The following is a 13,004-nucleotide window of genomic DNA, read 5'->3' as shown; positions in this document are numbered from 1 at the left end:
CCACGCCGGAACCTCCAACCACCGGTGCAATGGCTGGCCAGAAAGGGTGCAGCGGAAGACCGACGCGTCACCCTTCTCGATTACTTCATGGATAAAGACTTGCCGCGCAGCCCATGGATGCCATGGATAAAGAAGCTCGCGCTCAATACAGGTCCCGTGGGCGTTCCGTCGCTGAGTTGTACAACCACTACCGACCACACTCGGCCCTCGGCAACATGCCGCCGGCCGAGTTCGCACCGAAATCCACACTGGAAAAACAGACTGCCAAAGGCCAGAAATGAAACCTAGGACTCTCCCTCAAACCGGAGGGAGATAAAGGGTCTCAGTCAGTCGACGGAGCAGAAGCTGCGGATGTTCGAGGAGAGTTTTGAGCCGGGCGAGACAGTGCCATCCGTCGCCCGGCGGAACGGCGTGGCGCCCAATCTTCTTTACCGTTGACGGCGCCTGTTGAGCGAAAGGAGACGCCACTATCCCTCTCTTTGCCATCTCTGCTTTCACGGCTGCCAGACCGCTTAAAACTCGCCAAGTTCGAAGTGCAGTTCTTTATCGAGTTAATCTCCGTTCAAATTTGAAAGGGTGGCGGTGGGGGTAGACATGGGACTAGCTTGCCCGTGTGTGCCACTGATGTGGTCTGTTCAGCCTGCAATTTGTCCGAAATAAAAATGCTTCGGGTCCGCCTCCGGCAGGTAGATATGCTCGGTTGAAACGGGGATTAGAATTTCGGTCATGCCGTCGCGCATGATTTCAGTGGCGAAGCGCGGTGCGGTCGAACTTACCTGCAGCCGCAACCGGCCGCTCGTAAAAATGGCCGCGCTCGGCCCGGGCTAGCCCGGGGCCCCTACAGCTTCGCAACTTTACTCTTCGACGGATCGATCCACGCCGTACCACTTGATCATTATCTTGGCGAGGGTGCCATCATTCCTCATGCTCTTGACGGCGGCCGCAATCTTGTCGCTGAACTCCTTGTCGCCGGGTTGAATTGCAATAGCGCTCGTCGAGAAGAATAGGGGCTCGCTGAGCCCCTTCAATGGATAGCCAGCTTTCATCGCACTGCGCACCGCCGTTCGGTCAGTGAGAACCGCATCCAGACGAACCCCGTCGCCGAGCCGAAGGTCGTCGAACGCAACATTGTCAGTTGCATAGGTCTTCACCTTGCCCGGCGTGAACTTGAATTCTATTGGCTTAGCGCCTGCCCAGTCCGGGGTCAGGGTGTGATTGGCATAAGACTCGGCCGCTCCGCTTGCTGTGACACCCACTACCTTGCCGTCGAGATCGGAAAGCTTGGTCGCCTTGCTATCGTTGTGAACGACAGCGACCGCCGCCCCGTAGGCGTACACGGCCGGGAACCCAAGTTTTTCGGCGCGGGCCTTGGTGGGTACCATCTCGCCCATGGCCATGTCCCAACGACCCTGCCACATGCCTGAGGTGATAATATCCCAGGCCGGCGTCACGAATTCGACCTTCACGCCCAGATTTTCCGCGATAGCCTTGGCGACATCCACATCAGAACCATCGAGCTCGTGCTTGTCGTTCAAGAACGAAATCGTCCCCCAGTCCGTCCCGACCGCCACTCTTAGCGTATTTGTGGCGAGCACGTTGTCGAGTACAGCGCCGGCATTAGCCGCGGACGGCAAACCCGCGGACGCAAACGCAAGCGATGCTGCACCTGCTATCATCTTTATTAGAATGTTCATGAGCTGTTCCCTTTTTACCGGCCTGGTTACTTTGAACGTACCAGTTCGCGCACGTCAGGTTATTGATTTTGGATCTAGGAAACCGATTAGGATTCTTGTCGGCTTTAGCGGCGAGGGCGCGTACCTCTCTGCGACTGCCGATGCTCATCCTACGTCCACCGACCAAGCAATTGGCAAGAACATAATCGATATCGTATCCATCTCAAACCTAGATGGCTGAAGGCCTCAGCCACGCCTTTAGTTTAGTTCGAGAGCCGACGGGCGACGCGACACCTACGGATCCACGCCCACAGTGCATCTTGGCAGATCGGAGGGCCGGCCAGATATCAACACGAGCTCGCAGCTCATCCAGTGTATCGGCCTGCCGGCACTTGGCGTGCTCCCAGTGCCCCTGTCCCGAATGGTCGCATAATACGCCGAAAAGGCTCTCTCCAGCGGGTAACAAGGTGTTACCGTCATGGTCATACCGGCTATTAGCCCGTCCGAACGGTCAATGGCGAGATCGAGCGGAGGGATCGAGGTTGTCGAGATCCTACCGATGACGACGCCATGCTCCGCCTCGTCGGCGCATTACTGCTTGAACAGAACGATCTGCCGGGCGATCTTGAAGGCCAGATCGCCGCCTTCGTCGATAACTACAATTATCGGCGATACCACGAGAGCCCCGACGATCTGACGCCTGCGGACGTCTACTTCTGACGCGGCCAGACCATCCTGTTGCAACGAGAAAGGATCAAGCGAAAGACCATCGAACAACGGCGATTGCGACACCGCAGAGACGCCGCTTAAGATGACCACCGAGATGCGCCAGAGCCTCCGCTGAATCAGAGCGCTAGTTGTCTCAAATTCCCCGGACGACGGACAATGCGCCAATCTAGTTCCCGATCGATTATGATTAGGTAGACGCACACGCTCTTGAGGGATAGCGCGTGAGCGCGAGATCAGTCGGTCGATGATGGACAGCGCCTTGTGGTAGCGCAGCGTCAGAGCCTGTGCCAGCGTGCAAACCTAGTTCCGACACATCGCACCTCCGGGTTCTCATGGTCGGTAAGGAGGCGATGCAGGTTCTTGGGAGTGCGTGATTCCTTGCCGAAGCGGCAATTGAGATCCGTCATGACCTCCAGCGCATAGGCCCTCGCCGCCTCGCCCATGCCGATTACAACAACAGGCGCGGTTCCAGCTCACCAGAGGCGACTCGTCAGAAGGCTAGCTGCCGGATTGTGGAGTTGAAATCCATCACGTAGCCAGATGATTGCAATATCGAAATTGCATTTGACGCGAGCCGATACCGGGGGTGAGTGTCTAATGGACAGGCGCGGATTGACCGCGCTTTCGAACTTTAGCCGATCTTGCAGTGGGCGGATCGCGCCTTCTAGACGGGAACCACGATGGTCAGCAACGGGCGCTATACTCGATCTGCATCTGAGTTTGAGACGAAGTACATCTTTAACCAACTTTGATCACCGCTTGCTTGAATTCGATTGTAGGTCTGCCCTAGGACCGCCACCTGGCGCTGCGCTGCCCGTTGGACAGCTTTTCACTCCACTTGGATCCAGCTCTGGTTGGCAATTTGGGTTCGCTTGTGCATGCCATTACTCTCTGTCGCTGACCCGAGGCAAAGGGGGAATAAGGATAACTGCGATGAGGTTAAGTGAATACGTAGAGTACGATGCGACCGGTTTGGCCTCTCTCGTCAGCGCTGGCGAAGTGACTGCTGTGGAACTGACGCGTTTGGCCCGCCAAGCCCATGACGCGGTCAATCCGCGCATCAATGCTGTGATCGAGTTCTATGAAGATGCTGAGTCCGTTGCCGGAGCGGACGGAGGGCTCTTCCATGGCGTGCCATTCTTACGCAAGGATTTTGGCGAAACCGAAGCTGGCCGCCTCCAAGAAAACGGAAGCCGTCTGTTTAAAGGCTGCCGCTCCGATGCTGACAGCTTTTTTTTTCGTCGGGCACGGGAGGCTGGGCTTCGGATTTTAGGAAGAACAGCAACACCCGAGCTCGCATCCACCGTTCTAACGGAATCCCTTCTCAATGGCATCACCCGCAATCCATGGGCTTTGGAACGCTCCGCAGGTGGCTCCTCCGGGGGAGCCGCAGCGGCGGTTTCGGCCGGCATTACTCCGATTGCACATGCCAGCGACGGCGGTGGGTCAACTCGCATCCCAGCGTCTTGGTGCGGCCTTGTCGGGCTGAACCCGTCCCGCGGACGCGTCTCCGGCGGTCCAAACAACCAGGACAAATCGTTTGGTCGCGGCCGCGCGTTTGTTCTATGTCGAACTGTGCGCGACATGGCCGCCGCCCTGGACGTCTTTTCCGGTCCTCACCCCGGCGATCCGTTTATCATCGTCCAGCCGAACCGGCCCTATGTGGAGGAACTCTCACAGCCCACTGGTCATCTGCGGGTCGGGGTCGCGAGAACCAGTTGGGGCGCGGTGAACCTCGAGTCGGAAGTGCTGCAGGCTGTCGAGGCGGCGGCAGCGCTTCTGCAGGAGATGGGGCACACGGTGACGGATATCGAGCCGCCGTATGAGCCCATTGAGTACAGCAGAACATATGTCGCCTCATCGACCCCGAATTGGCTCGAAGAAGCGGCGCGAGCCATGGGGCGCACTATCAGCGCAAACACCTTGGAGCCGGTCAACCTCAAACGGTACGAATTTGGCCGCGATTTACCTCTTTCCCGAGCATGGGACTTAGAAGAGGCCCTCCGGAAATTGCGTTTCGGCGTGGGCGAGGCAATTCACGCCTTCGATATACTGCTGACCCCCACAATGCCGACCGTGGCTGTGCCACATGGGGGCATCTATTCTGCGATCAACCCGATGATCTCCCCCGAGGAATACGTGGAAGCGGATACGGCCATTTGTCAGTACACTGGCATCTTCAATGTCACCGGACAGCCTTCAGTCTCCTTGCCTTTGGCACAAAGCACCAGCGGGCTGCCGATCGGTATTCAGATCGTCGGCCGCTTTGGCGACGAGGCTACACTGGTCCGTGTCGCACGCGATCTGGAGGAAGCCAAACCGTGGTGCCAGCGGCGACCAAAAGTTCGAGTGGCGGCAGCTGACGATCACCCCTCTAAAGCTCGAATCTGAATGCGAACAAATCTTCCGGTATATTACGTTTCGACGCCGACGCGCGCGTTACCAATTGAAAGGCGGGTCCACGCAGCCTCCGGGTTGCGCACCATCGTGGACGGTAAGTCGGTTCGAGCGAGTTCCGGAACGACACTTCAAGCAGGTTGAAGGCCTAGCGTGAAGCCATCTACGCGGCGCAACATCAGTGATGGCCGCAACAAAGGCTTAGCGGAAGTCTACGGTTGCGGAATAGCGCCTCCTTACAATATTGGAGACTGATTGAGGTGACTTATCAGTAGTACATCTTCAGCGGTTACGCTGCCCGGCGTTCCGCTTCCAAGATCCGACTATGAGCGCCGTGAGGATGCCTATCGTGCGAGATCAACGCGCGCGAGGCGGCGTCGGCAACGCACTGCGCCGAATGGTATCAATGTAATGACCTGGAATCGGGACCCCGCATTTTTGCGCAAAAGGGGCTCTGACGCACTCTCGCTGCGGGCACAGCCTAAGTTGCACCGACGAGGCGCGCCTGGAGCAGATCAATCTTGGCGCGGCCGTACATTTGCCGCTTGATGAGTTTGAGCTTGGTGATCTGGCCTTCGGTCTGGCCATTCGACCCACGGAGGCGTTGCGGACTGCGGCGATGTCCTTTTCGACCCCGTTTGCAAAAGAGTCGACGAGGCTTGCCTTCGCGCCCTCTCGAGCCAAGCGTCCAGTTTTGCGACCGCCCTTGATCGGATCATCTGCTGAAAGCGTCGATCAGCGTTCGCGCGGTGACGAGGTCAGGAACATTGTTCTCGATCGCCGCGATCAGTACAGCGTCCGATTTGGACAGGTCGTCACGCGCCAGCGTCATGAGCCTGGCGATGCTTCGTGCCGAAGGCGTGCGGGCAAGTGCGCTTTGATCGGCCCTTTCAGCAATGCGTCTGCGCTGCGCCCATTCAGAGACCACGCCGAGTTGGCCGCGGAAGCCCTTCTCGCGCATTTCGCCCCAGAGCGCCGAAGCATTGCGCGCGCCCTGCTCCCAGCGGCCGTCAAGCCAGGGAAGCCATTCCTCGAGCGAACTCAGCGCTGACCGCGCAGGATGCTGCGGACGAGCTTGCGGCTATGCCCGGTACGCTTCACGATCTGTTTGATCGGCACACCTCGCTTCGATAATTCCAGAATGGCCTCGTTCGTCTCCTGCCGGCGCAGATATCCTTCATATTGCAGCCGCTCGGTATAGGTGAGAAGCTTTGGATGGATGATGGTGCTGCCGACGGTCTTCGGATATGCCGCATGGACTTGCTGACTGCATCAAGGAAAGCGCGGCTGGCGTTTTCCATCAGATGCCAGCGGTCGGCCACCTGATCGGCATCAGGCAAGGCCTTGGGGATCGCCTCGCCATATCCGCCACCCCGATCGCGAGCGACAGCCACAATGGAGGGATGGTTCGCCAACCAAGCCTGCGATGTCGCCTGTTCGCGATCGGGCAGCAATGTCACCGGCCTGCGGCGTTCGAAATCGCAGACAATCGTCCCGTATCGCTGGCCGCGCCGGAAGGCGAAGTCGTCATGCCGATGATGGCGAGTTCATCACGCGGCTGTTCAGTCCTGCGGCGCACGACACGCAACAGCGGTATCCTTGCTCACCGGCATCATCAGGCGATCGGCAAGGCTGCCGCAGGCCTGCCGCCCAGCGCCAGTCCCCAAGTGATGAACGATTGTCTCAAGGCGTCCGGTTCTCCGTGATAACGGGGCCAAAACATCGGCGCCAAACCGCTCGGCAAAAATGCGGCGGCGGCAAAGAACGGCATCGCACCAGAATCGGCGAACCGTCACCCGCAAGACCACCCGCCGGCCAGCGATGGGCAGATCGGCGGCTTGCCGCATATATCGGCTCTGGGTCCGGCGTGAACTCGTCCCGCAGCACGGGCATGTTGCCGAAAGCGCTGCTGCGCGCACGTCAAGAAATACGCAATCCGTGTCGATTTCGGCATGCTCAACGAGCAACCCCGCCGGCGCCAGTCTCGTCGACCCAAATCTCCGTTCCATCGCGCTGATACCCTCTCGAAATGGCGCGACATCATGCTTCATTTGCAGCGAGATTGAGTCTGACCCCCGTTGGGCGAAAATCACCCCTCAAACAGAAAAATCACAACGTTGTCGTGGTCGCGCTAGCGGCCAAGCTGGCACGCATCGCCCGGACGGTGCTGCGCAAGGATCGCGGTTTCGATTCCCGATCGCGGAGGCATAGGAACAGGGCGCTCACCAGCACTTGAGCTGGTGAGCGTGGTGAAAGGAAGTTGGCCTGACAGTTTGAACGGCGGTCTGGAAACCTGGCCGAAGTGAACGGTCGCTCAAGACCGGGCTGACCAGCTGCGCGGATCTCCATCTTGGCCGGGGCATGACCCCGAGACCGGATACGTTGACGCAGACTGAGCAGAGAAATCTTCAACGACACCCTTGCAGACGGGACGGGCCATACGTTCACTTGTTGCGGATCAGCCAGCCTGAAAGGTGCTGCCGAAACACCGCTTGTATGCTTGTATTGACGATGACACTGAAGAAGCTGAGGAGCTTATTGTGTCAATTTCTATGTCCGCGCCTATGCCTAATGAGAAGTTTACATTCCCTTGAGACGGTTCCGAACCGGCTGAATGTAAGTCCGCAGCGCCGCGGCGGCGCTGGTCGGCGGAGGCGAAGGCGCGGCTGATCGAGGGGACGCTGAAGCCTGGGGCGAATGTGTCGGCGATCGCGCGCGAGACTGGACTGGCGACCTCGCAGCTGTTCGTCCGGCGGCGCAAGGCGATCAAGAGCGGCGCGGTCACGCCGCAGCAGGACGCGGGGTCGTCAGCAGGCTCACCACCCATTCACAGCTCCGGCACGAAACACCTCGCCCCTGCCGCGCTGGAAATTCACGATGGTACGTCGGTGCGTTGAATTTTTCACCCAACAGACGCGAATGTCATGCGGCAGAGGGTCGTAATGTCGTAGACGGGCAGCCCCGTCATGCGGCGGATCGCCGGTGCCACGACCGGGAAGCCGCTGCATTCGAACAGAATCGCCGCCATCTCCGGATGCGAGGCGAGGAGGCGTGCGACGCAGGCGGTAACATCCGACTCAATATCAGCGACATCGGTGGGCATTGGGGGGAGCTTCATCTCGTTTTGCCACAGCTTGCCGCCTTCGACGCCGCCGATAATCACCCTTCCCCGTTCGGCTGGATCCTTGACACCGAGCAGACCTTCGCTGCAATGCGTTGAGTCGGCGGTCACGACTGCGAGTTTGGCCGCCAGCGGCAGCTGGCGGAGCAGCATGGGTACCAGGAGCAGGCTTGACATCACAACGGGCACTTTCACCGACGCGGCCACCGCCGCCTGATGGCGGATGAAGAACCCGCAGTTTGAGCTTATGGCAACCGCACCTTGCTCGACCAAACGTTGGGCAGCCGCAATGCATGCCGCCTCAAGTGCTGGATCGCCGCAGATCACATTCTCCGCAAAAGCTCCATCCACTGTTTCGTAGGTAGTTGGGAAATTGAAGGTAGCGGGATTTCGCATCGGCGCGTGGGCCAGCGTCGGTGGCGGGGCACCGGGCGGCAGCCCGCGGTCAAGGAGTAGAATTCCGAACGAACGCGGCTTCGCATATGTCATTTTAGACTCCGAAAACACCTGTGTCACTGACAATAGAGTGGGTGTTTGGGTTAGCTGGTGGTGCCTCAGTCATCTTTGCGTCGAGGATAGTGTGTCGGATTAGCCACGTGGGATGCTACCTGCCCTCGAGATAGCGGTTAAGGACATTGCTGGTCACACATTCGACCATGGCGTCCTGCCTCAGAAGGCCTGCCACCCATTCACAGCTCCCGGCATGAAACACCTCACCCTTACCTCGCTTGAAATTGACGATCATTCCGCTCGTGCGTTTGACCTTGTCTATATTGGCGCTGTTCGCCTCGCCGAACAGCAACTCGGCGACGAACCGACCGTCTCCGTCGCTGATTATCTCGTCTTCGGGCGCCAAATCGGCGCTTTCTTCGACCAGGGTGGCCATGCCGAGAGCAAGGATTTCGAGCCCGTCCGGCGCGCCGCTTTTAGGCGAAGGATAAGGCAGGCCGTTGCGGATTTCGTAATCCAGCCCGTCCACCTCATAGCCATAAATGTGGCTCTCGGCGCCGAGCAAATCGCCGTAAAAGAGACCGGTGCCGGCAAAGGCCCAGTGGGACGGCCGATAGATGGGGAAGCCTCGCACACCGCGCGGTGCGCACCCTCCCCAGCCGACATAGATGCCATTGGTAGCGTTGAGACCAAAAGTCTTTGCGCCTGGCCTTCCGATTTCCGGCGCTTCCCACGAATTGGTGGCGCGGGTAACGTCGCCGCTTTTGTAAATCGGATCCTCAGCACGCGCCCGGTATTTGTAACAGACCTGCCGACGCCCCTCGTCCTCCAGTCTGGTCTGCCACATGAAGTTGCCGGCGAAGCGCGCCACACGCCCGCCCTGCTCGACGAAAGCGTCAACCGCGTCGCGCATTTCCCAAGTCCAGTACTCGTCATGGCCGACGAAGGCGACGCAGTCGTAATCGAGCAGGATATCCGGTGAGAAATGCAGGTCGTGCTGGCTGGCGAGATCGATACCATACCCAGCGCGCTCGGCGAAGCGGAAGAACTGGCTGTCGTAGCTTGCCCATCCGGCAGAGGCGTATTTCCTCGAGTGGCCAGTCGCGTAGGCCCATTCCTTGTGTGGATGACGCGGTACCGTCCTGGGGGCCATCATCATTTCCAGCGGCACCCGCGGGGCTTGCGGCGGAAGGACGACGAAGCCGCGGCACCATGGCCGTTGCGTGGAGACGATGGGCGAATATTGGTTACGCTCCGGACCCGTGATGCCATCGTAGTGATTTGAGCCGCCCCAGGTATTGTAGGCGAGCCAGGTGCCGGTCGCTGCCACTTGGAGGATACGGCCAGGTTTGCGACCTACTTTTGGCAGCACGATCACAATGTGATGACAATGTATTGGTCGGCCGCTGTCGCCGTCCGCCGTCAGCTTCAAGCGGTAGGCGCCGGACGTCCAGTCCTCTCCAATTTTGAACTCCAAGGTCGTGTCCCAGCCGCAGCCCTCGACCGAGCACTGGTCCGGCGTGTCCTGCCAATGTGCGGCGATGCCCCTCTGCTCAAATACCTTTGTTTCGGTCGCACCGTCGCGCATGATCTCAATGGCGAAGCGCGGTGCGGTCGAACTTACCTGCAGCCGCACTGTGTCGCCTGGACGATATGAAAATCGGTCGCTGTAGCACCAGATCTCGCCACGCGCGCCATCCATACCGGGCCGCTCATAAAAATGGCCGCGCTCGGTAAATCGCCTCTCCTCGGGTGTCAGCCCGAAATCCGGAAAATCGTTTGGGAACTTTGTCATTGCAAACCCAATGCTATCTTGATCATTCTCGTTGAGATCGATGAAGCCTGGTCGTTGCTGATCCAGATCTGCATTCTGTGGATGGCAGTATGTCCCCTCCCTCAGTGCTTCAAGATCTGGCTGAGGAAGAGCTTTGTTCTTTCGTGTTGTGGATTGGTGAAGAAGTCGTGCGGCTTGCCTTCTTCGACGATGTGGCCTGTATCCATAAAGATCACCCGGTCGGCAACGGATCGTGCGAAACCCATCTCGTGGGTGACGCAGACCATGGTCATGCCGTCACGCGCGAGACTGGTCATCGTCTCGAGCACTTCAGCGACCATCTCCGGATCGAGCGACGAGGTCGGCTCGTCGAAGAGCATCACGGCAGGCTCCATGCAGAGGGAACGGGCAATTGCAACGCGCTGCTGCTGGCCTCCGGAGAGCTGGCCCGGAAATTTGTTCGCCTGCTCCGGTATGCGCACGCGCTCGAGGAATTTGAGGGCGAGCCTCCTAGCCTCGGCCTCGGGCACGCCTTTGATCCACATCGGGCCACACATGCAGTTCATCAGCACCGTCATATGCGGGAAGAGGTTGAAGTGCTGGAACACCATGCCGACGTTCTTGCGAACTTCACCCACGTCGCGCATCTTGCTGTGCAACCTGATCCCGTTTACGGTGATCTCGCCCTCCTGGTGCGCCTCGAGCCGATTGAAGCAGCGGATCAGCGTCGACTTTCCCGATCCGGAAGGGCCGCAGATGACGACGCGTTCGCCTTTGCGGACGGTGAGGTTGACATCAGTCAGTGCTTTGAAGGCGCCGTACCACTTCGAGACATTCCTGGCTTCGATGACTGTGTCGCTCACTGCCGCTTGCCTCTGGCTCGATGACTTTCGATCCGAGCTTGACTCTGGATACGGCATATCGGCAGGCGCCTTAGAGTACCAGTTTGGACCGCCCTTCACTTGAACTATGCTGTCGACGGTCATCGCACCTTGCTCCTGGCAAAATAGCACTCGATCCTGGATTGAATCAGCTCGAGGCAGATGGACAGAATCCAATAGATAATTGCCACCGCTATCAGCATCTCCATGTGATTAAAGGTTTCTTGGCCAAGTGTGCGAGCAAGGAACGTCAGCTCTGACACGCCGAGGACCGAGAGCAGCGAGCTGTTCTTCAGCATCGCGATGAACTCGTTTCCCATGGGGGGAATGATCACGGGAAGCGCCTGCGGCAGGATGATTTTGCGCATGGTGAGCCCAAAGCCGAAACCCATAGACCGGGATGCCTCCCACTGGCCGCGGTCGATGCTTTGGATACCAGCGCGGAAGATTTCCGTCATGTACGCACCAACGCAAAGCGAGAGTGCCAAGATCCCCGAGGGCACGGCATTCATCACAATGCCCAGCTGCGGCAGGCCGAGATAGATCAGATAAATCTGCATGAGAAGCGGCAGACCGCGGAAGAACGAAGTGTAAAAGCTGGCGATCGCGTAGGCAAAGCCGTTGCTGGACAGTTTCGCAATGGCGGCAATGATCGCGATAAGCGACGCGAAAACGAGTGAAATCGCCGAAACATAGATTGTCGTCACTACCCCCTGCGTGATCAGGAAGGGCAGGTTCTTCCAGATGAAGGGCATGCTTAAGTCAAATGACTCGAAGAACGCCAGAAACAGGATCAGCAGTTCGAACCATACGACGCCGATCTGCACCTTGAGCGGCGCAAAACCGATCAGCACGAGGTTGAAGCAGAAAATAACGGCAATCACAAAAGCAATCGCGAAGCGCCCGTAAAAGCCGCTCGTCAGCGGATCGCCGATGACCGGCCGCATGAGCTCGCCCATGGTGGTGCCCGTGAGGTTGAACATAAGAAAAACCGCGAGCACAACTGCGAACATCGAGGCGATGAACCACGGCTTGTGGACGAGAACCTCGGATTCGACTGTATCCTGGTAGAGCATGAGCAGCCTTTTTATAAAAGAAAGCGGCCCGGACCAGCCTGGGCCGCCACAGCTTCGCGACCGTTATTCTTCAACGGAGTAGTCCACCCCATACCACTTCATCGATAGCTTGGAGAGCGTGCCATCATCCCTCATGCTCTTGATGGCGACCGCAATCTTGTCACTAAATTCCTTGTCGCCAGGTTCGATTGCAATAGCGCCAGGATAGGAGAACAGAGCGCCGCCGATTTCCTTCAATGGATAGCCGGCGTCGATTGCATTGACCGCCAGCGTTTTGTCAGTGACGACCGCATCAAGACGAACACCATCGCCGAGGCGAAGGTCGTCAAGCGCAACATTGGTGCTGTCGTAGGTCTTCACCTCCCCCGGCTTGAATTGGTATTCAATTGGCTTAGCGTCAATCCAGTCCGGTGTCAGGTTGTGACGGGCATAAAACTCTGAGGTCGTGTTTGCTGTGGCACCGACTACCTTGCCGTCGAGATCGGAAAGCTTGGTCGCCTTGCTATCTTTGTGAACAACAGCGACTGCCACGCCGTAGATGTAGAACGCAGGGAAAGCAAACTTTTCAGCCCGAGCCTTAGTCGGCACCATCTGACCCAGAGCCATGTCCCAACGGCCCTGCCACCTGCCTGCGGCTATGACATCCCAGCCCGGCGTCACAAACTCGACCTGCACGCCCAGATGTTCCGCGATGCCCTTGGCGACATCTATATCATAACCGTCAAGCTCGCGTTTGTCGTTTAGGAATGACATTTTCCCCCAATCCGTCCCAGCCGCCACTTTCAGCGTCTTTGTGGCGAGCACTTTGTCGAGTACGCCGCCGGCATTGGCCGTGGTCGCCGAAGCCACAGATCCAATTGCGATTGATGCCGCAGCTGCCATCATCGTCACCAGCTTGTTCAT

At 58.5% G+C, this 13,004-nt stretch carries 8 protein-coding genes and 4 pseudogenes; 4 read left to right on the top strand and 8 right to left on the bottom strand.

Annotated elements, in window-relative coordinates; translation table 11 throughout:
- Positions 1 to 312: 312 nt before the first annotated feature.
- Positions 313 to 435, top strand: a pseudogene (locus ACWTU8_RS27860) (transposase); the annotation flags it as partial.
- Positions 436 to 635: 200 nt separating this feature from the next.
- On the opposite strand, the gene ACWTU8_RS27855 reads toward ACWTU8_RS27860, so the two are convergent.
- On the bottom strand, positions 636 to 788 hold the full coding sequence (locus tag ACWTU8_RS27855) for a hypothetical protein (RefSeq protein WP_455850663.1): 153 nt from the start codon (positions 786 to 788) through the stop codon (positions 636 to 638).
- Positions 789 to 854: 66 nt separating this feature from the next.
- A complete protein-coding gene (locus ACWTU8_RS27850; RefSeq protein WP_455850662.1) occupies positions 855 to 1,694 on the bottom strand; it encodes a transporter substrate-binding domain-containing protein in 840 nt (279 codons plus the stop codon).
- Positions 1,695 to 2,252: 558 nt separating this feature from the next.
- Between ACWTU8_RS27850 and ACWTU8_RS27845 the strand changes: the two are divergent.
- Positions 2,253 to 2,483 (top strand): annotated as a pseudogene (locus ACWTU8_RS27845) (IS3 family transposase); the annotation flags it as partial.
- 852 nt (positions 2,484 to 3,335) lie between these two features.
- Positions 3,336 to 4,793, top strand: a complete 1,458-nt coding sequence (locus ACWTU8_RS27840; protein WP_455850661.1) for an amidase — start codon at positions 3,336 to 3,338, stop codon at positions 4,791 to 4,793.
- 487 nt (positions 4,794 to 5,280) lie between these two features.
- Here ACWTU8_RS27840 and ACWTU8_RS27835 read toward each other — a convergent pair.
- A pseudogene (locus ACWTU8_RS27835) lies at positions 5,281 to 6,808 on the bottom strand (ISL3 family transposase).
- A gap of 636 nt (positions 6,809 to 7,444) precedes the next feature.
- Here ACWTU8_RS27835 and ACWTU8_RS27830 point away from each other — a divergent pair.
- Positions 7,445 to 7,696: pseudogene (locus ACWTU8_RS27830) on the top strand (transposase); the annotation flags it as partial.
- 5 nt (positions 7,697 to 7,701) lie between these two features.
- On the opposite strand, the gene ACWTU8_RS27825 reads toward ACWTU8_RS27830, so the two are convergent.
- The 5 genes from ACWTU8_RS27825 to ACWTU8_RS27805 all read right to left on the bottom strand — a co-directional run.
- Positions 7,702 to 8,409, bottom strand: a complete 708-nt coding sequence (locus tag ACWTU8_RS27825) for a hypothetical protein (RefSeq protein ID WP_455850660.1) — start codon at positions 8,407 to 8,409, stop codon at positions 7,702 to 7,704.
- Between the two features lie 115 nt (positions 8,410 to 8,524).
- On the bottom strand, positions 8,525 to 10,165 hold the full coding sequence (locus ACWTU8_RS27820; RefSeq protein WP_455850659.1) for a N,N-dimethylformamidase beta subunit family domain-containing protein: 1,641 nt from the start codon (positions 10,163 to 10,165) through the stop codon (positions 8,525 to 8,527).
- Between the two features lie 101 nt (positions 10,166 to 10,266).
- On the bottom strand, positions 10,267 to 11,064 hold the full coding sequence (locus ACWTU8_RS27815) for an amino acid ABC transporter ATP-binding protein (protein ID WP_455850755.1): 798 nt from the start codon (positions 11,062 to 11,064) through the stop codon (positions 10,267 to 10,269).
- 62 nt (positions 11,065 to 11,126) lie between these two features.
- Positions 11,127 to 12,101: an amino acid ABC transporter permease gene (locus ACWTU8_RS27810; RefSeq protein ID WP_455850658.1), complete on the bottom strand. Its 975-nt coding sequence runs from the start codon at positions 12,099 to 12,101 to the stop codon at positions 11,127 to 11,129.
- A gap of 63 nt (positions 12,102 to 12,164) precedes the next feature.
- Positions 12,165 to 13,004: transporter substrate-binding domain-containing protein (locus ACWTU8_RS27805; protein ID WP_455850657.1), on the bottom strand; the 840-nt coding region annotated here is incomplete at its 5' end.

The organism is Mesorhizobium sp. BHbdii (assembly GCF_053848045.1).
Note: the sequence above shows the minus strand (reverse complement) of the source record. Positions and strands in the feature narration are given on the sequence as shown.

Coding starts and splice junctions, on each gene's coding strand:
- ACWTU8_RS27850 (WP_455850662.1), bottom strand. CDS start 1,694: ATGAACATTCTAATAAAGATGATAGCAGGTGCAGCATCGCTTGCGTTT.
- ACWTU8_RS27840 (WP_455850661.1), top strand. CDS start 3,336: ATGAGGTTAAGTGAATACGTAGAGTACGATGCGACCGGTTTGGCCTCT.
- ACWTU8_RS27825 (WP_455850660.1), bottom strand. CDS start 8,409: ATGACATATGCGAAGCCGCGTTCGTTCGGAATTCTACTCCTTGACCGC.
- ACWTU8_RS27820 (WP_455850659.1), bottom strand. CDS start 10,165: ATGACAAAGTTCCCAAACGATTTTCCGGATTTCGGGCTGACACCCGAG.
- ACWTU8_RS27815 (WP_455850755.1), bottom strand. CDS start 11,064: ATGCCGTATCCAGAGTCAAGCTCGGATCGAAAGTCATCGAGCCAGAGG.
- ACWTU8_RS27810 (WP_455850658.1), bottom strand. CDS start 12,101: ATGCTCTACCAGGATACAGTCGAATCCGAGGTTCTCGTCCACAAGCCG.